This is a genomic window from Pandoraea sp. NPDC087047 (assembly GCF_044745225.1).
Lineage (GTDB): Bacteria > Pseudomonadota > Gammaproteobacteria > Burkholderiales > Burkholderiaceae > Pandoraea.
On sequence record NZ_JBIUZU010000008.1, the window covers coordinates 307,808 to 327,963 of the forward strand.

Genomic DNA, 20,156 nt, shown 5'->3' on the forward strand with positions numbered 1-20,156 from the left:
TTTACCGGTAAAACGGCGACATCGACAAAGCACGCGCCCAAAACAAAATCGGCCGCCATGAATGCGGCCGATTAGGTATCGGAGACGGCTACCCGGAGTCGCGTAGCGCGGTATTAGCGCCGGCTCACAGGTGATAAAGCAAGTACAGCGATTCGCGAACGCGATCAGTTGCCGAAATTAGTTACCGAAGTACGTGCTACCGGCGCGTTGCAGGCCACCCACCGAACCCATCGCGACCGGAGCGCTGGCCGTTGCGGGCTGTGCGCTAGGGGCGGCCTTCGGGTACACGGAATCGTGCTGGACCACGAGCCCCGCCTTCTGAGCCTGCACCAGTTCTTCACGAACCTGTGCGCGGGTCAACGCGCTGGTTTGGGGCACCCACGAAAATTCCGAAGGACCGTCGAACGCGTCGCTGGCGAGGGCCGAGCCGGCCGACACAGCCAACATTGCGGAAACCAGAGCCGAGGTAATAAGCGTGCGCTTCATGATGTTTTCTCCTGTCTGTTTGGAAAAGGCGATGTGTTATTCATCGTCGACAGATGCAGTCTATTACCACCATAAATCGCAATAAAGTCGATAGTTGTCTATTTATAATTTCTTTATTTGAAATAATTGGAGACGGGCTATGGAGATTATTGTGATCGTGCGCTCACCCAAAGAGTAAGTGCACGCTTCCGATAGAAACCTTATGAAACGGAGATTGAGTGAGGGACATATAAAATATATTTTTGCGTATATTTTATGAATTCGACCGACGCATGGGCGGCAGCGCTTTGCCGTGCATCCCCGGGAGCCACGACGAAATCCCCAGCGTTCTTGAGATGTCGAAATGAAAACGGGACGCCCTTTATCAGGCGTCCCGTGGGAGTTCCAGCTTGCCGTCGAGCCAAATGCACTGGCAAGCATTGCACCACTGATAGGGCTGGCTCGACCGGAGAGGCCGAGCCGCGTCTTGCTGGCGTTACTTCACCGTGGCGGCTTCCTCCGGCGTCGTCGCCGTCGCACTCGATTCCGCCGTGTGCGCCAGCACCGGTTTGAGCGCGATACCAGTGTGGCTCGCCTTGACCTTCGCCAGCGCGTCCGGTGAGGTTGCGGCGACCACCGTCCCCCCGTTCTTGCCGCCCTCGGGGCCCATGTCGACGATCCAGTCGGCTTCGGCAATCACATCGAGGTTGTGCTCGATGACGACCACCGTATGCCCACCGTTCACCAACCGGTGCAGCACGTTGATGAGACGCGCTACGTCCGCCATGTGCAGCCCGACGGTCGGCTCATCGAGCACATACAGCGTGTGCGGCGACTTCTGTCCGCGACGCGTGATGTCGTCGCGCACCTTGGTCAATTCCGTCACCAGCTTGATGCGCTGCGCCTCGCCTCCCGACAACGTCGGCGACGGCTGCCCCAGCGTGAGGTAGCCAAGTCCGACGTCCTGCATCAGTTGCAGGGGATGCGCAATGCTCGGCATCGACGCAAAGAACGTCACGGCTTCGTCCACTTCCATCGTCAGCACGTCGCCGATGCTCTTGCCGCGCCACGTCACCGCCAGCGTCTCGGCGTTGAAGCGTTGACCGTGGCAGACGTCGCACAGCACCTTCACATCCGCGAGGAAGCTCATGCCGATGGTGCGCACCCCTTGCCCTTCGCAGGCCGGGCAACGGCCCTCGCCAGTGTTGAACGAGAAGCGCGACGCCGAGTAGCCGCGCGCCCGGGCTTCGAGCGTGTCGGCAAACAGACGCCGGATCGTGTCCCAGAAGCCGATATACGTCGCCGGGCACGAGCGAGGCGTTTTGCCGATGGGCGTCTGATCGACTTCGAGCACGCGGTCGATCGTCTCCCAGCCAGTAACAGACTCACAGCCGTGCCAGGCATGCACCACCGGGCGGCGTGGCTCTGCCGGTGCCTCCGACTTCGCACGCGGCTTGCCGTCCGCCTTCACCGCATGACGCACGGTGCCCTTGCGCGCCCGGCGCTCAGCCGGCGACGACAACACCGAGCGGCCCACCGCGTCGAGCAGATTCGTCATCAGCACGTCGCGAGCGAGCGTCGATTTACCCGAGCCGGAAACGCCGGTAATCGCCGTCAACCGCGACAACGGCAGCGATGCCGTCACGTTCTTCAGGTTATGGAGCGTTGCACCGTGCACCGTCAGCCAGTTCGGGGGCACCGCCTCGACACCCTTCGCCGGCGCGACCACCTCACGGCGCGGCTGAATCGGATGCAGCAGCGGATGCGCGAGGAACTTGCCGGTCAGCGAATCGGGATGCGACGCGAGATCCGCCACCTTGCCCTGCGCGACGAGCGTACCGCCGCGTTTGCCAGCGCCCGGACCGATATCGATGATGTGATCCGCACGACGAATCGTATCCTCGTCGTGCTCTACAACGACCAGCGTGTTGCCCTGATCGCCCAGCTTGCGCAGCGCACCGAGCAGAATGCCGTTGTCACGCGGGTGCAGACCGATGGTCGGCTCGTCCAGCACGTAGCAAACGCCTTGCAGATTGCTGCCGAGTTGCGCCGCGAGACGAATACGCTGCGACTCGCCCCCCGAGAGCGTTGGCGCGGCACGCTCGAGCGTGAGGTAGCCAAGACCGACCTCTTCCAGAAACGCCAGACGCCCCTGAATTTCGCTGATGAGATCGCGCGCAATGCTCGCATCGCGACCTTGCAATTCGAGGCCCTGAATCCACTGACGCACATCGGTCACGGTCCATTGGGCGACGTCGGAAATCGCGTGTTCGTCGAACGTCACCGCACGCGCCACGCCATTGAGTCGTGCGCCGTGACAATCCGGACACGGCTGATCGCCCACATCCTCCGGTTCCTGGTCCTGCGACGGCAGCGAGTACTCGCGCCCGCGATTGTCCTGATTGAGCACGGTATCGTCGAACGCTTCGCGCTGCTCGCGCGTGAGAGCGAGGCCCGTGCCTACGCAGGTCGTGCACCAGCCGTGTTTGCTGTTGAACGAGAACATGCGCGGATCGAGATCCGGATAGCTCGTACCGCACACCGGACAGGCGCGCTTGACCGAGAACACCTCGATCTCGCCCACGCCTTCGCCCGGTTGTTCTTCGCCCATGGTGTCGCCGAGGCCGTCGAGCGGCGCGAGCAGATGCATCACGCCCTTGCCCAATTCCAGCGCCGCCGCCAGATGCGTGCGCAGCAGACCCTCGTTCTCGGGCACGATCACCACGTCGCCCACCGGCAATTCGATGGTGTGCTCGCGGAAACGATCGAGCTTCGGCCACGGATCGACCGGCAGGAACACACCGTCGACACGCAAATGCGAATGCCCGCGCGCTTTGGCCCACTTCGCCAGATCGGTGTAAATCCCCTTGCGGCCAACGACCAGCGGGGCGAGCAGCCCGACGTGCTGGCCGCGACGATCGCGCATCAATTGCGCCACGATGGAGTCGGGGCTTTGCGCAGTCACCGGTGCGCCATCGTGAATGCAGTGCTGAATGCCGAGCTTCACATACAGCAGACGCAAGAAGTGCCAGACTTCCGTGGTCGTCGCGACGGTACTCTTGCGCCCGCCGCGCGACAGACGTTGCTCGATGGCGACCGTCGGCGGAATGCCGTACACGGCATCCACTTCCGGACGCCCCGCCGGTTGCACGATGGATCGCGCATAGGCGTTGAGCGATTCGAGATATCGGCGCTGGCCTTCGTTGAACAGAATGTCGAACGCGAGCGTCGATTTGCCCGAGCCCGAAACGCCGGTAATGACGCTGAATTTGCCGCGCGGAATCGCGACATCGAGCGACTTGAGATTGTGCTCGCGTGCGTTGACGATGCGAATGTCGTCGCCCCCCGCCGGCTTGCGATGGGCACGCGCCGCGCGCAGTGCCGTTTGCAGCGGCATGCCCGCATCGCCCGACGCCTTGGCCGCCGCCACCGCTTGCGCAGGCGCGACCACGGTGCGCTCATAGTCGGCCAATGCGCGGCCGGTGTGCGACCCCGCGCACGCGACCACTTGCGCGAGCGTGCCGGCACACAGTACTTCGCCGCCGCCTTCGCCACCCTCGGGCCCCAGATCGATGATCCAGTCGGCGGCGCGCACCACGTCCAGATTGTGTTCGATGACGAGCAGCGAGTTGCCGCCGTCGAGCAACTTGCCGAACGCGCGCATGAGCTTGGCGATATCGTCGAAATGCAGGCCCGTCGTCGGCTCGTCGAAGATGAAAAGACGACCGCGATGCGCCACCTTCTGGCCACTCGCCGTCTTCTTCTGCGCGGCCTCCGCGAGAAAACCCGCGAGCTTCAGACGCTGCGCTTCACCGCCCGAGAGCGTGGGCACCGGCTGGCCGAGCTTTACGTATTCCAGACCGACGTCCACGATCGGCTGCAAGACACGCAGCACGTCGCGATCCGACGAGAACAGCTTGACGGCTTCGTTGACCGTGAGTTCGAGCACATCCGACACGCTCAGCTCTCGCATCGCTTCGCCCGGCACGGCGCGCTGAATCTTCACATCCAGCACTTCGGCGCGATAGCGCTTGCCGTCGCAATCCGGGCAGCGCAGATACACGTCGCTCAAGAACTGCATTTCCACGTGCTCGAACCCCGAGCCGCCGCACGTCGGACAGCGGCCGTTGCCGGAGTTGAAGCTGAACGTGCTGGCGTTGTAACCGCGTTGCAGCGCCGCCGGTTCGGCGGCGAACAACTTGCGGATTTCATCGAACGCGCCGACGTAGCTCGCGGGGTTGGAACGCGCCGTCTTGCCGATGGGCGACTGATCGACGAACACCACGCCCGAGAGTTGCTCGGCACCGATGAGTTCGTTGTGCGCCCCCGGCGCTTCGGTCGGATCGCCGAAGTGACGCGCGAGCGCCGGGTTGAGAATGTCCTGCACCAGCGTCGACTTGCCCGAACCGGACACGCCGGTCACGCACACGAGGCGGCCCAGCGGAATATCGACGTCGACTTGCTTGAGGTTGTGTTCGCGAGCACCGGTCAGCGACAGACGCGGCGTCGAATCATCGACCGGGCGCGCACGCCAGTTCGACGCATTCGCCACGTGCTTGCGTCCGCCGAGATAGCTGCCGGTCAGCGTGTCGGCATGACGCACTTCGTCGGGCGTGCCGTCGAAAACGATCTGACCGCCGCGCTCACCCGGGCCCGGTCCCATGTCGATGACCCGGTCGGCGGCGAGCATCACGGCCGGATCGTGTTCGACCACCACGAGCGTATTGCCCGCGTCGCGCAAACGATGCATGGCCGCCACAATGCGATCCATATCGCGCGGGTGCAGACCGATACTCGGCTCGTCGAGCACGAACAGCGTATTGACGAGCGACGTACCGAGCGCCGTCGTGAGATTGATACGTTGCACTTCGCCGCCCGAGAGCGTGCGGCTCTGACGGTCGAGCGTGAGGTAGCCGATGCCGACGTCGCACAGATACTTCAGACGCGTGCCGACTTCCTCCTGCAGGAGCTTGAGCGCGTCGTCGAGCAGGGTCGACGGGAGCGTGAGCGAATCGAAGAACTGACGCACGCGCGAAATCGGCATCAGCATCAGATCGTGCATGGTCAGGCCGGGCAGCGCTTCGAGCTGCTCGCGCGACCACGACACGCCACGCGGCATGAAACGCTGGGCGGGCGGCAGCACGGCGTCGGCATTGTCTTTCGTGCCGAGCCGCCACAGCAGGCCCTCCGTTTTCAGACGCGCACCGCCGCAGGTATCGCACGTGGTGTAACTGCGGTACTTCGAGAGCAGCACACGGATATGCATCTTGTACGCCTTCGACTCGAGATAGCCGAAGAAGCGGCGAATGCCGTACCACTGCTTGTTCCACTCGCCCTTCCAGTCGGGATCGCCCTCGACGACCCATTCCCGGTGTTCGGGCGAGAGCTTCGACCACGGCGTATCACGCGGAATGCCGGCTTTCCCGGCGTACTCCAGCAGGTCTTCCTGGATCTCTTTCCACGCGGGCGTCTGGATGGTCTTGATCGCACCGCCGCGCAGCGTCTTGCGCTCGTCGGGGATCACCAGACCGAGGTCGACGCCGATCACGCGACCGAAACCGCGGCAGGCTTCGCAGGCACCGTACGCCGAGTTGAACGAGAACAGCGCCGGCTGCGGATCGGCGTAATGCAGGTCGCTGTCCGGGCAATGCAGATCCTGCGAATACCGCCAGATCTCGGGCTCGCCTTCTTCGGCCAGCACGTAGACGTTCACGCGTGCGCGCCCGCGCTTGAGCGACGATTCGATGGCCTCCATCGCGCGCGCTTTCTCGGTGTTCTGCAATCGGAAGCGGTCGGCAACGACGTCGAGCACCTTGCGCGTACCGTCAGCGCTCGCCACTTCGCGCTCGGCCTGCACCCGGGTGTAACCGGACGCCGAGAGCCACTGCTCGACCTCATCGGGCGTCACGCTGCCGGGCAATTCCACCGGGAACGTGACAACCAGACGCGGATCGCCCTGAGCGGTGCGCGCCATCAGGTCGGCGTAGATCGTCTCGGGGGTGTCGTGACGCACTGCTTGCGCGGTTTCGCGGTCGAACAGCGCCGCCGCTCGCGCGAACAGCAGCTTGAGGTGATCGTTGAGTTCGGTCATCGTGCCGACCGTCGAGCGCGAGCTGCGCACGGGGTTGGTCTGGTCGATGGCGATGGCGGGCGGGACGCCTTCCACATGGTCGACCTGCGGACGATCCATGCGGTCGAGGAATTGGCGCGCGTAGGCGCTGAAGGTCTCGACGTAACGCCGCTGACCTTCGGCAAACAGGGTGTCGAAAACCAGGCTCGACTTGCCGGAACCGGACGGGCCGGTCACGACGGTCATCTCACCGGTCTGGAAATCGACATCGAGATTCTTGAGATTGTGCTGGCGAGCGCCACGAATACGGATGGCGTGGCTCGCCGACGGGTCGGGTTTCGAGGAGGACTTATCCACTTGAGATCAGGGCCGCTTGATAGACACTATAGACACGTGATGGACGACGCAGAGACGACAGAGCCAAACAACAGCGCGCGTTAGCGCATTCGCGCATTCGCGCCTCGGGGTAACTACTCTATCAGGCCGGTGCGACAGTCGCTGGCAGCTTCCAGGCATCGCTCGGCACGCTGCGATTGTACTGTATATTTGTACAGCATCATCGATTCCCACATCGGCGGTGGTCTTAATTCGGAAACCCTTATTCACCTCGACAAGCTGATCGCATCTCACGCGATTTCACTGGACGTTACGCTCGTGACGAACAATGAACGCGATTTCGCTGCGTACCCCGGCCTCCGGATCGAGAACTGGCTGAACACCTGACGCTTCTTGTCGGTCCGGGCAATTGGCGCTCCATTCAAGCCCGTATCGCGCCTGCCGCTTGCTCCCCCCGCTTGCCCACGGCATGCCCCCCACCCTCGATTTATCTCCCATCCCTCACCGAAGCATACGCACATGATATGATGCGAATGATTATCATTAACCTCAGAAGCTGCTAAATCAGCGAAGGTTGCGTACTCACGCGGCCGAGCCAAGATCATGATGCGTGACGACACCGGGGGACGCAAAGACCACGCACGCGCCGATGCGTCCGGCGTGGCCACGCTCTATCACGATCATCACGGCTGGCTACGCAACTGGCTGCACCGCAAGCTCGGCAACCACGGCGACGCCGCCGACCTCGCGCACGACACCTTCGTGCGCCTGCTCAGCAAAGAGACGCCCGTCTGTGTGCGCGAGCCGCGCGCCTTGCTCACCGTCGTCGCCCAGGGGCTGGTCGCCAATCTGCATCGTCGTCGCAAGATCGAAGCCGCTTACCTCGACGCACTCGCCGCACAGCCCGAGGCCGTTGCGCCCGATCCGGAAACGCGCGCGATCCTGCTCCAGACACTCATCGACATCGACCGTCGCCTCGACGGCCTGCCGCCAGTGGTACGTCGCGTGTTCCTCATGTCGCAACTCGACGGCCTCGCACAGCGCGATATCGCCGAGACGGTCGGGATCTCCATCGCCACCGTGCAACGCCATATCGTCAAAGCGTTGCACGCCTGCTGCTTCGGAGGCACCGCCACGTGAGTACCGGCAGACATCCGCACCCTGGCGCCGCCGCGGCTTCGGCTGCGCTGCCCGAATCGGTCACGCTGGCGGCCACCGAATGGTTCGTCCGCCTGCAAGCGCCCGATGCCGATGCCGACACCCACGCCAGCACGCAGGCCGCATGGCAACGCTGGCACGACGCCGACCCGCAACACGCGCTCGCTTGGCAGCGGCTGGTCGAGTTCGGCACGCATCTGCGCACCATTCCGCCGCTCGTCGCGCACAAAACGCTCGTGCGCGCCCGCGCCCCACAGACAAACTCGGGCCGACGCCGCCTGCTCGGCCTGATCGCCGTCGCCGGGGTAACGAGCGCCGTCTGGTCGGCCACAGACTCCAACACCGTGCGCGCCTGGCGCGCCGATCTGCGCACGGGCGTCGGTGAACGACGCACCGTGCAACTGGCGGACGGCACCGTCCTCACGCTCAACACCGACTCCGCCGTCGACGTGCACTTCTCGGAGGACGTCCGTCGCTTGCGTCTGGTGCGCGGCGAGATCGCGATCACGACCGGGGCAGACGCCGATCGCGGCCATCGCCCGTTCTTCGTCGATACCGCTCAGGGCAGCCTCCAGGCGCTCGGCACTCGCTTCGCGGTACGTCAGCACGACGACAGCGCCGCCGTCGCGGTTCTCGAAGGCGCCGTGCGCGTCGTGCCGGCCAACGCCGCGAACGCCACCGTAGTGCTGACGGCCGGACAAGGCGCCACCTTCGACGCCTCCGCACTGCGCTCTCGCTTCGACGATGCGAGCCTCGCCAATGCCGCGGCCGCGTGGACTCAGGGCATGCTCGTCGTGCACGCCATGCCGCTCGGCGACTTTCTCGCGGAACTCGGCCGCTACCGTCGCGGCCACCTCGGCTGCGCGCCGGAAGTGGCCGCGCTGCGGGTCTCGGGCATTTATCCGGTCGACGACACCGACCGCGTGCTCGACATGCTCTCGCGAGCCCTGCCGGTCGACATACAGCGCTTCACGCGCTGGTTCGTGCGCGTTCAACCGGGCAGTCGCACGAGCACCCGCAGCGGAACCGGCCGCGAGGAATCGCCCGACAACGTGCCGACACGGCGCGCCATCGGCGGCGAGCGCACACACACCTGAAACGCCAGAGGCCACCCGCCAGGAAATATTTCTGACGCCGGATGAGGGGTTTTCGAATCTCGAGGGGCATAGACAGGAAAGCCCATCTCGATATTTCGATGCTCCATAGAAAGGAATCCGCCGTCATGCCTTCTCACGTCAGCCACACGCTCACGCGTGCCGCACGTGCCCGCACGTTCGTCCGTGCCGAAACTGCCACCGCCCGCCGGGCCGTCACGCTCGCCGCCAGCACCCTGTTTGCGCTCGCCGCGATCAATGCCCTCACCGCCGCGAACGCTCACGCGCAGTCTGCTGCCTCGTCTGCTGCATCTACTGCGGCCGCCCCGGCCACCGCCGCACGCGCCGCGCAGTTGCTGCACATCCCCGCCGGATCGCTGCAACAAGGACTCGTGGCCTTCGCTCAGCAGACCGGGCTGATGATTTCGTACGACGCAGCCCAAGTGGCCGACAAGCGCACTGCGGGCGTCTCCGGCACGTACACGCCGTCGCTCGCGCTCGCCCTCCTGATCGAGGGCACGGGCCTGCAAGCGACCGGTCAGCCCAATGGCGGCTACATCGTCGCTCCCGGCCCGAACGCCGCCGGTGCGGGCGGCGCGGCCGTTGCGCTGCCGCAAACCAATGTGAACGCCCGCGCCGAGCGCGACGTCGCCCGCGGCCCCGTGGTCGGCTACGTGGCCACGCGCAGCGACACCGCGACCAAGTCCGACACGTCGATCATGCAGACGTCGCAATCGATCAGCGTGATCCCGCGCGACCAGATGAACGACCAGGGCGTACAGACCGTAAGCGACGCGCTCAAGTACGCCGCCGGCGTGACTGCCGACCCTTACGGCAACGACACGCGCGCCGACTGGTTCTACATTCGCGGCTTCAACGCCGATGTCTATTGGGACGGCCTGCGCGTGCCGCAGATCGCCAATCGTCCGGGCAGCTACGCCGCCATTCGCGTCGATCCGTACACGCTCGAGCGTGTGGAAGTCCTGCGCGGTCCCAGCTCGATTCTCTATGGCGCGGGCAACCTCGGCGGCCTCGTCAATCTGGTGAGCAAGGTGCCGAGCGCGGAGCCCTATCGCGAGATCGGCATCGACTACGGCACGTTCGACCGTCGCCAGTTGCGTGTCGACATGACGGGCCCGGCCAATGAAGACGGCACGCTGCTGTACCGCATCACCGGTCTGGGCCGTCTGTCCAACGCGCAGACCGACAACGTGAGCGACGACCGCATCATGATCCAGCCGTCGATCACGTGGCGTCCGAACGCGCAGACGAGCCTCACCTGGTTCTTCAACTACATGCAGGACAACATGGGCTCGTCGGTCAGCTACGGCCCGGCACTCGGCATGGTGAACGAGTCCCGTTGGGGTCGCATCGACCGTGACCTGCTCACCGGCGATCCCGCCTTCGACCGCTACCGCAAGACGCAGGTCGCCACCGGCTATCGCTTCGAGCATCGCCTGAACGACGCGCTGCAATTCCGCTCGACGGCGCGCTTCACGCACATGAATCTCGACTACAAGTCGATCTATGGCACTGGACTGCTGCCCGATCAGCGCACGCTGCAACGCACCGCGTATCAGGCCGAGCCGATCCTAAACGGCTGGCAGCTCGACAACAACGTGCAATACGACACGGCCACCGGCCCCGTGGCGCACAAGGTGGTCGGTGGCGTGGACTTCCAGACGCAACGCTTCCTGAACCGCGTGTGGAGCGGCTCCGCACCGTCGCTCGATCTCTATGCGCCGGTCTATGGCGTCAAGGGCGTGCTGCCCGCCAACCCGACGACCAGCACCGACCAGACACAAACGCAGCTCGGCCTGTACCTGCAGGATCAGATGCGCTGGGATCGCTGGTATCTCACGCTCGGTGGGCGCGAGGACTTCACATGGTCGACGACCGACAACAACATCGCCAAGACGACGGTGAAACAAACGCCAAGCAAGTTCACCTGGCGTGCCGGCCTGCTGTACGAATCGGCCATCGGCCTGTCGCCGTACTTCAGCTATTCGACGTCGTTCCTGCCCACGCTCTCGACCAACCTCGCGGGCACGCCGCTGCAGCCCACGACAGGCCAGCAGTACGAAATCGGCCTGAAGTACCAGCCGTTGAATACCAATGCGATCTTCACGGCGTCGCTCTTCAACCTGACGCAACAGAACGTCTCGACCGCCGACCCGGCCAACACGCGCAACACCATCCAGACGGGCGAAGTGCGCTCGCGCGGTGTGGAACTCGAAGCGCGCATGAGCCTCACGTCGAAACTCAACGTGGTGGCGAGCTACACGTATCAGGACGTGGAGGTCACGCGCAGCAACAACGTCGATCTGGGTAAGCGTCCGTATGGCGTGCCGCGCAACATGGCATCGTTCTGGGCCGACTACAACTTCGGCAGTGTGGGCGACGCGAAGCTCGGCGCGGGCGCGGGCATCCGTTATCTCGGCCAGACGGCGGGCGACACGGCAAACTCGTTCTCGGTGCCCAGCGTGACGCTCGTCGACGCGTCGCTGCACGCCGACATCGGCTGGCGCTGGCGTCTGCAACTGAACGCGACCAACCTGTTCGACCGCACCTATGTGGCCGGTTGCAATACCACCGTGCAGTGCTATTACGGCACGGGCCGCACGGTGATCGGTAGCGTTACTGCGCGCTGGTAAGCCACGCGCGGCGCAGGCAAGACCGGCGGGGCGCGCCCGTGTCGATGGGGTAGCATGGCGGCATTCAGGCTCTCTCTCGCACGACATGGGCGCAATTCTCGCAGCGCGCGGCGTCATTCTGCGCGCTACCTCTGCTGTCTTTGCCACCTCCGCCATCGCAGCCCCCCTCGCACCTCCCATCAAGCAGGGCGATGTTTGTGCGACGCGGGGACACCGTCACGGCGCGTGGCTCACCACGCTCCTGCCGCTCGTGGTGCTCGCCGCCTGCGCGAGTGCGCCCGAGCCGCATCAGGCATCCGAGGTGTCCCTGGCGTCCCGGCCTGCGGCGCTCGCCGCGCCGACCACGCGCGACAACATCGAGCGCTTCCCCATCGAGCATTACGATCAGAACGTCGATCACTGGATCCGGCCTGACGCTCCCGGCTACGACCAGCCACTGCTCTCCGCACAGGCACAGACCCGGCAACTCGACGCCTTTCGCGCACGCTACTTCGGCACCGCAGCGCACGATCCGTCGCCGTGGAATGGCGCATGGCTCGCGACGTCGCTGCTGAACGCCGCCGGAGCGCAGGAGGTCGCCGCGACTCAAGGGCGTCGCGTCAGACGCTTCGACAACGGCCGCCCCGGCGTGCGCAAAACCTACGGCGCGAACTTCCAGCCGCACACGTCCGCATGGAATCGCGCCATCGAAACCAATATGGCGCTCGCGCAACTCGACGCCGATCACGCCAACTGGCGATACGATCCGCGCCGTCGCGGCATCACGGTCGATAACGCGCTCGTGCGCCTGCTCCCGACCCACGACCCCGCGTTCTACGATTTCCACGAGGCGGGCCAGGGCTATCCGTTCGACGTTTTGCAAGACTCTGTGCTGCGGCCCGGCACACCGGTCTACACGCTGGCGCGCAGCGCCGACGGCGCCTGGCTGCTCGTCTGTTCCCCCGACCTGGTCGGCTGGGTCGACGCACGTACGGTGGCGTCCGTCGACGAGCGCTTCGTCGCCACCTGGCGCAACGCCGCACAGCGCAACCTCGGCGCCATCGTGCGGGCCAACGTACCGCTGGCCGATACAGCGCCGGGCACGTCGTCGGCCGTCTATCGCACGTTCGCCCCGATCGGCACCGTCCTGCCGATAATGCGCGCGCACGACGGACGTCAACTGACGATGTTCCCCGTGGCCGATCGGGAACGCCGGGCGCAGATTCGCGTGACTGCGCTCGACGCATCGAGTGTCGTGCCGATGCCGTGGACACTGACGCCACGCCATATGGCGCAGGTGATGAAGCAACAGATCGGGCGTCCGTACGGCTGGGGCAACACGCTGGTCTACAACGATTGCTCGGCCGAGACGCGCAGTCTCTTCGCGCCGTTCGGCGTGTGGCTGCCGCGTCATTCGTCCGATCAACTGAACGCGGGCCAGCGCACCGATCTGCGCGCCGCCGATATCGACACGCGGCTGCGCACACTGGCCGAGCGCGGTCGGCCGCTCATGACGCTGATTCACATCAACGGTCACATCATGCTGTATCTGGGCAATGTCGAGCGCAACGGCGTGAGCGTGCCCATGACGTATCAGAACGTGTGGGGCCTGTCGCCCGCGGATAACAGCCGACGCAACGTGATCGGCGGCTCGGTGATCCTGCCATTGCTCAAGACCTACCCGGAAGACCCCGAGGCGCGCTCGCTCGCGGGTAAGCCGCTGTTCGAGATCAGTGTGATCGGTGGCGACGTCGCACATGCGCCCGGTGCCGCAAGCGCTCCGAACCTCAATTCGCAGGAAGAAATGCCGCAGTGAGTGCGCGGCACACGGCCGCGATCAGCTCGCGATGTTCCGTCACGCAACGCGCGACGAGTGTGCTGTAGTGCCGTGCGATCTCTGCATGACGTGCGGGTGCCGAGTGGTACCGGTAGCGCGCGAGAAAGGGCGCTATCGTTCGCATGGCGGAGGGGTGATAACGCACGTCCGTCGAACGATTGCGCGCATAGCGCAGCAGCGTGCCGAGGTCGCGCGCAAACGCATACGGATACACGCCTTCACGTTGCATCAGCCCGGCGTTGCCGAACGACGTTTCGTTGCCGGGGGACTTGCGGTCGACGAGCGCGACCGACAGGCCGCGTCGCCGCAAGTGGACGGCCACGGAAACACCAACGATACCGGCACCAAGCACTAGCGCGTCGAACGTCATGGGGGGGCTGTCGATCGAAAAAGGGGGGAGGGGAGGGGCGGGGCTCACGCGCGAGGCACGCAGCGGTGAGCCCGTCAGACACCTATCGTGCCGCGCGATTACACCAGTGCGGTCACGGCGATTTCGACTTCGAGACCGGCGCGCATGAGCGGCGACTGCACGCAGGCACGCGTGGGGGCGTGACCTTCGGGCACCCAGGCGTCCCACACGGCGTTGAATTCCGCGAAGTGCTTGGCGTCGGACAACCAGATGTTGGCGGTGAGCAGACGCGACTTGTCGACACCCGCTTGTGCGAGCAGCGAATCGATACGGGTGAGGATTTCGGTGGTTTGCTGCGTGACCGACACATTGGCCGTGTCGGGAACCTGACCGGCCAGATACACGACGCCGTTAGCGATCACGATCTGGCTCATGCGAGCGTTGGTATGCAGACGCTTGATTTCGTTCGACATAGGGGGGCACCGTAAAAGAAGAAACGGGCCGGGAGTCGGCCCGGGTGCCGTTATCTTATACGACGCTTGCGGATAGCTCCCCTCGTCGACAAATCGCCGACGGTATTACTGACGGATCAGCGCCATCGCGCAATCGAGCACGGTGCGCTTGAGATCGGCCATGCCTTCGGGCGGCAGGAACGGCCCCATCATGTGACGATACGAAACCGTCTTGCTGATGGCCGACGTGAGCATGAAGAACATCACGTCTGCGTCAGACACGGGGCGCTTCTGCGCTTCGAGCCAGTCGGCGACGAGCGGCACCATCGCGTCGCGATACGGACGCACCAGCCGCTGCGTGAGGATATCGAGTCGCTCGCCTTCTTCAGTCGCTGCCGTCGAGAAGAACATGCCGACATCCGGATTCTCGAACACCGCCTCCACGAAGACCCGCACCGCCTGCTCGATGCGCTCTGCCGGCTCCAGCGGCGCCTCACGCAACGCGTTCGTCTGCTCGATCATCGAATGCGTGAGCGTCGCAATCTGATCGACGACGGCGACCCACAGCGCCTCCTTCGAGCCGAAATGGTGCGAAATCAACGCAGCATCGACCCCCGACGCCTCGGCAATCTGCCGCACGCTACTCGCATAGAACCCTCGCTGCGCAAAGATGCGCCGGGCGTTGAGCAGCAACGCGTCGGCACCATGCGTGCAGTCGCACGTAGGACGCCCGCGCGTGCGTTTGCGGGGCGGTTCGGCTTGCGAGACGGGTTTATTTAGAGTCATTGAACGATGGGTTAGTCGAATTCGCGACAGCAATGCGCCAAGTCTACCCGACCCGAACGCGCCTGCCTGCCCAGACACTTCCTATTTGACACGCCGGGGCCACGGTCGCTATTATGCGCTTATTCATCACTTGTTGAATTTGACATTTCCCCCCAAATGTCTCGCGCAAACCGAATCGTGATTGTCGGTGGCGGTATCGCCGGCCTGATGCTGGCAACCCGTCTGGGCCGTACGCTCGGCCGTGCCGGTGCTGCGCGCGTGACACTTGTCGACAGTCATCCCTCCCATCTCTGGAAGCCAATGCTGCACACCGTGGCGGCAGGCACGCGCGACGTTGCGCACACCCAGGTGGCCTATCTCGCCCATGCGTGCGGCAACGGTTTCACGTATCAGGCGGGATGCATGGGCGCGCTGGACCGCACGCGCCGGGAGGTTGTGCTCAAGGAAATGGAAGGACACGACGGCAAGCGCCTGCTGGGCGAGCGCCGTGTGCCTTACGACGCGCTGGTGCTCGCACTCGGCTCGCAGGCCGACGACGCCTGTCTGCCCGGCGTGCGTGACGTCTGTCATTTCATCGACAGCCAGCCGCAGGCGGAGGCCTTCAACGCTGCGTTGCATTGCGAAGCGCTGCGTAGCGCCGTGAACGACGACGCGTTGCGTATCGTGATCGCCGGTGGTGGCACGACCGGCGTGGCCCTTGCCGCCGAGTTAAGCCGTACGTTCGCACTGGCGGCCGGATACGGCGATCCGCAGATTGGCGAGCGGCTCAAGCTCACGCTCGTCGAGAGCGAGTCACGTCTGCTGGGTGCATTTCCGCCCGATATTTCCGCATCGACACAGGACCAGCTCGAACAACTGGGCTTTCGTGTGCTGACGGATACGCGCATCGTGTGCGCCGATCGCGACGGCTTCTATCGCGACGACGGTCAGCTCATTCCCGGCGATCTGCTGGTGTGGGCGGCGGGCGTGAAGGCGCCCGACGTGCTGCGCGGCATTGGCGGGCTGACGACCAACGGCGCGAATCAGATCGTGGTGCGCGCGACATTGCAGACGGCGCAAGACGAGCGAATCTTTGCGCTCGGCGATTGTGCGTCGCTCACGCTCGCAGAAGGTGAGTGCGCGTTGCCACCGACGGCTCAGGTGGCAACACAACAGGCGGAGCATCTGGGCCGCCATCTAGGCGCGTGGCTTGAAGGCCGCGCAATCCCGCCGTTCGCTTATCGCGATCCCGGCGCGTCGCTGGCGCTGTCTGGCTACAACGCGTTCGGTGCTCTCGGGCGATTCGGCTTTTTCAAAGGTGGCATCGTGCGCGGACGCTTCGCGCAGTGGAGCCACGCCATGTTGTACCGGCGTCATCAGCACGCGCTGCACGGGTTCGCCCGAGCAACGGTGTTGCTGGGCGCGGAAAAACTCGGCGGCCTTCGCGGGCCGCGCATCCGGCTGGCCTGATCATGCGAAGCGACCAAACTAATTGCCCAAACCGAAGCGGCAGCAGCCGCGCGCCGGGGACTTCCCCGTCGACATCAACCTCCCGTGCCTCGCGCTCGTCGCGCGCTGCCTTGCGCGATCAAGGCGTGTGGCAACACACCGTCGCGATGCTCGATGCCGAGCCCGTCGTGTGCCAGCCGGTGATTCCCTACACGCGACGTGCGCCCATCGTCCGCGTGCTGGAGCTCTCCAGCGAGTTGACGATTACCGTGTCGTGGAACGACGCCACCGGCGGCAACTACGGTGCGCAGATCTGGCGCATTCGCAAAGCGCCGCACCCGGGCGTTTGCGCATTGACGAACGAGACCATCGACGCCGGCGACTTCGTCTACCGTCCGCTGTTCGGTGACGTCCCCCCGCTTAATGCGGATGCGATGATCTCCGCCGAGGCGATTCGCGCCATGCGTGAAGCCGAAAGTCGAGAACTCGAACCCGCGTTGTAAGACCCGCAGGCGATTCACCCGAAATACCCACGCGCTGAAAAGCTGTCCCCTCCCCCCCGTTTGGTTTCAGCGTGTTGCCGCCCCCCAAGGGCGGCTTTTTTTCGTCCGCGAACTTTGCAATACACCCACTTCGCGTAGTCATGTGCGCATTGCGCACCCTCCATATCGCTAAAAAGCGGCTGACGCATCGTGTCGGCACTCGCGGGCCGGAAAGCTGAAGTATGTGAACTTTCACAAAAATCTGGATTTGAGCGAGCGCTTACATTGGCAGCGGTCATCATTCGTGCCCCCTCTATAAGTTACCTCGCGATAGTTAATGCTCATTAAGCAAACAAGGGCCCTGTTAGTGGCCTTTTCGCTGCTGACGTCAGGGGCCCAGGCCCAGCAAGCTCCCCCACAGGCACCTTCACCTACAGATAGCGCAGCCGCAGCTCGCTTGCGTGCGGAGCAAGATCAGCAGCGCCAACAACAACGAGAAGCACGGGAGCGTGACGCCATGATCAATGCGCCGTCCGTGCGCTCGGCGAGCGAGCCGGTCTCCGGCTGGCCGGTACTGCCGAGCGAAACCCCATGCTTTCGGATTGACGCCATCGTCCTGGAGACGCCGCAGGCGTTGCCCGAGTCGACGAGGACACTCGGTGCCTCAACGCTCCCGCTGGACCGATTCAGCTTTGCCCAGGAATGGGTGAATCATTACGCAGGGAGTTGTCTGGGCAGGCAGGGGCTCGATACGGTTGTCAAAGGTCTGCAACGGGTCATTCTGAGTCGCGGCTACATCACGACACGCGTCCTGTTGCCGGAACAGGACCTCTCGGCCGGCACACTTCGAGTCGCATTGATTCCCGGCGTTATCGGTCAGGTACGTTTTGCTGATCCGACGCTACGCGGCACATGGAAAAGCGCGTTTCCTGCGCGAGAGGGAGACCTGCTGGACCTGAGAGACCTTGAGCAGGGACTTGAGCAAATGAAGCGCGCGTCGAATCAGGACGTCTCGATGCAGATCATGCCAGCCGACACCGATTCACCGGGCCAGAGCGACGTCGTGCTAGACGTCAGACGCACCAAACCATGGACGCTCATCGCGTCGGTAGACAACGCCGGAACCCGCGCGACCGGCAAACTGCAAGGCAGCCTGTCTGTCTTGAAGACCCGAACGCTATCGGCGGGGTATTCACCACACGGCCACGGGCCGGAGAGTGGAACAGCGACTACCTCTACACGTCCTACTGGGGAGTCGCGACGGCCAACACCGTGACATCGATCAGTCCGCAAGCGCAAATCATGTCCGGCGCGAACCTGGATGCATCAGCGGTGAATTTGTTCCAGAACTACTGGAGCGCGGTGTCCGCCGCGGGCGACATCAAGTCGCCACATACGCTGGACCAGAACAGTTGGCAGGGCCAGGCCGCCCCCGCCGTTCGCGTCAGATACTCGGGGCAATATCACTACGACAATTACGACAAGAGCAAAGGTAACTGGCAGCTTCCATTTGGGGATGCCACATTCGTGACGCAACGCCCGGGGGGCTATACACAAGCGGCGCCCGCAGATATCCGTAACTACGCACTTCCGGCATACGAATCCACCTTTGTCGCAAACGGCACGCTGTCCGGCACGGGCGTGAGTGTCGACAACACGGCGGGGAACGCGGGGCTACCGTCGCTCGGCCTGGTCCCCGGCCAGATCGGGGTGAATCCGCAAACTACCGCGAAGCGTCTGGGAGACGGCATGTACGAGCAGCAACTCGTGCGAAACCAGCTCACGGCGCTGACCGGCAAGACGGTGCTCGGTCCCTTCGCCGATACACAGTCGATGTACGAGGCGATGATGGCGTCGGGTGCGGAACTCGCGAAGTCGCTGGACCTTGCGCTGGGGGGCGGGTCTGTCGGCGGAGCAAGTTGCGGCGCTCACCAGCAATGTCGTCATCATGCAGACGCAAATCGTGGACGGGCACCCCGTGCTCGTGCCCGTGGTCTATCTGGCGCAGGCAAATCAGCAGCAGACGAACGGGCCGCGGATCGCCGCGAGCGACATCGATCTGAAAAACGCGAAAACGTTCATCAACAGCGGGACAGTTCAAGCGGATCGATCGTTGAGTGTCGATGGCGAGTCCATCGATAACGCGTTCGGCGCGCTCAAGAGCGGTGGCGCGATGACGTTGACGACGGTGGGTGATGTCGACCTGAGTTCTGCGACCGTGAGTGCGGGAAGTCTGGCGCTCAATGCCGGGGGCGACCTGCTGCTGAACACAACGACGAATACGCTCGATCAGGTCAGCGACAGCGGCGCCACGCGTGTTTCGACAACGCTCGGGCCGTTGGCTTCATTGAATGTCGCCGGCAATGCTGCGATCACGACGGGCGGCAACTTCGAACAGAATGCGGGCGCCTTGAACGTTGACGGGAATCTCGGCATGGCTATCGGCGGCGACTGGCGTCTGGGCACGGTGCAGACCGGTGAGCAGAAGGTGGTCAGGCGCGCGAACGGGGTGTCGGACACGAATATCAACACCGCGACGGGTAGCACCGTCAACGTCGGTGGTGTCTCGACGATTGGCGTGGGTGGCAACCTGAATGCCACCGGCGCGAACCTGAATCTCCAGGGCGGCGGTGTGCTGGCGGCGAAGGGCGATGTGACGTTGGAAGCCGCGGTGACCACGTCCACCGTGAACAGCAGCAGCGCCGGCGCGGATCGTGGCGGCAGCTATTCGGAGTCGTCGTATCGATCCGACGACGTGGTGCTAGGCACCACCGTGCAAAGTGGCAACAGCCTCACCGTGGCTTCCGGCAAGGACATCAACGTGCTCGGTAGTGGCATCACCTTAGAGCAGGGTACGGTCACGCTGGTAGCTGCGGGCGACGTGAGCATCGGTGAAGTTCGAGAGACGCACGAATACAGTAAGCGCGACAGCGTGGTGGGATCGGCACTGACGAGCGGCCTGTTATCTAGTTTGGGCTACGGCGTAGGAAAATTCGGTGAGTCCAGTCTTAACAACGCCACTAGGCCAACCATAGGCAGAGATAAGAATTGGGTAGCCACTGAAAT

At 64.1% G+C, this 20,156-nt stretch carries 10 protein-coding genes and 4 pseudogenes; 9 read left to right on the plus strand and 5 right to left on the minus strand.

Annotated features, from left to right (window positions below; genetic code table 11):
* Positions 1–177: 177 nt before the first annotated feature.
* Positions 178–486, minus strand: a complete 309-nt coding sequence (locus ACIPHM_RS17535; protein ID WP_400330678.1) for a DUF4148 domain-containing protein — start codon at positions 484–486, stop codon at positions 178–180.
* A gap of 475 nt (positions 487–961) precedes the next feature.
* Positions 962–6,892, minus strand: a complete 5,931-nt coding sequence (gene uvrA / locus ACIPHM_RS17540) for an excinuclease ABC subunit UvrA (protein WP_400330681.1) — start codon at positions 6,890–6,892, stop codon at positions 962–964.
* Between the two features lie 246 nt (positions 6,893–7,138).
* Between uvrA and ACIPHM_RS17545 the strand changes: the two are divergent.
* From ACIPHM_RS17545 to ACIPHM_RS17565, 5 genes and pseudogenes are all read left to right on the plus strand, one after another.
* Positions 7,139–7,258, plus strand: a pseudogene (locus ACIPHM_RS17545) (VapC toxin family PIN domain ribonuclease); the annotation flags it as partial.
* Positions 7,259–7,477: 219 nt separating this feature from the next.
* Complete coding sequence (locus ACIPHM_RS17550) at positions 7,478–8,011, plus strand: sigma-70 family RNA polymerase sigma factor (protein WP_400330888.1); 534 nt, start codon at positions 7,478–7,480, stop codon at positions 8,009–8,011.
* Positions 8,008–9,126, plus strand: coding sequence for a FecR domain-containing protein (locus ACIPHM_RS17555; protein ID WP_400330684.1), 1,119 nt, complete (start codon positions 8,008–8,010; stop codon positions 9,124–9,126). The genes ACIPHM_RS17550 and ACIPHM_RS17555 overlap by 4 nt, the downstream gene beginning before the upstream one ends.
* Before the next feature lie 125 nt (positions 9,127–9,251).
* On the plus strand, positions 9,252–11,777 hold the full coding sequence (locus ACIPHM_RS17560; RefSeq protein WP_400330687.1) for a TonB-dependent siderophore receptor: 2,526 nt from the start codon (positions 9,252–9,254) through the stop codon (positions 11,775–11,777).
* 85 nt (positions 11,778–11,862) lie between these two features.
* Entirely contained in the window at positions 11,863–13,572 is a 1,710-nt protein-coding gene (locus ACIPHM_RS17565; RefSeq protein WP_400330690.1) for an SH3 domain-containing protein, read from the plus strand.
* Between the two features lie 13 nt (positions 13,573–13,585).
* On the opposite strand, the pseudogene ACIPHM_RS17570 reads toward ACIPHM_RS17565, so the two are convergent.
* The 3 genes and pseudogenes from ACIPHM_RS17570 to ACIPHM_RS17580 form a co-directional block, all read right to left on the minus strand.
* Positions 13,586–13,963 (minus strand): annotated as a pseudogene (locus tag ACIPHM_RS17570) (FAD-dependent oxidoreductase); the annotation flags it as partial.
* A gap of 98 nt (positions 13,964–14,061) precedes the next feature.
* Positions 14,062–14,415: a RidA family protein gene (locus ACIPHM_RS17575; protein ID WP_400330693.1), complete on the minus strand. Its 354-nt coding sequence runs from the start codon at positions 14,413–14,415 to the stop codon at positions 14,062–14,064.
* A 105-nt stretch (positions 14,416–14,520) separates the two neighbouring features.
* Entirely contained in the window at positions 14,521–15,180 is a 660-nt protein-coding gene (locus ACIPHM_RS17580) for a TetR/AcrR family transcriptional regulator (RefSeq protein WP_400330696.1), read from the minus strand.
* Positions 15,181–15,336: 156 nt separating this feature from the next.
* On the opposite strand from ACIPHM_RS17580, the gene ACIPHM_RS17585 reads away from it, so the two are divergent.
* From ACIPHM_RS17585 to ACIPHM_RS17600, 4 genes and pseudogenes are all read left to right on the plus strand, one after another.
* Positions 15,337–16,629, plus strand: a complete 1,293-nt coding sequence (locus ACIPHM_RS17585) for an NAD(P)/FAD-dependent oxidoreductase (protein WP_400330698.1) — start codon at positions 15,337–15,339, stop codon at positions 16,627–16,629.
* A 125-nt stretch (positions 16,630–16,754) separates the two neighbouring features.
* Complete coding sequence (locus ACIPHM_RS17590) at positions 16,755–17,111, plus strand: DUF3331 domain-containing protein (protein WP_400330701.1); 357 nt, start codon at positions 16,755–16,757, stop codon at positions 17,109–17,111.
* Positions 17,112–17,427: 316 nt separating this feature from the next.
* Positions 17,428–18,252 (plus strand): annotated as a pseudogene (locus tag ACIPHM_RS17595) (POTRA domain-containing protein); the annotation flags it as partial.
* A 41-nt stretch (positions 18,253–18,293) separates the two neighbouring features.
* A pseudogene (locus tag ACIPHM_RS17600) lies at positions 18,294–20,139 on the plus strand (hemagglutinin repeat-containing protein); the annotation flags it as partial.
* Positions 20,140–20,156 lie beyond the last annotated feature (17 nt).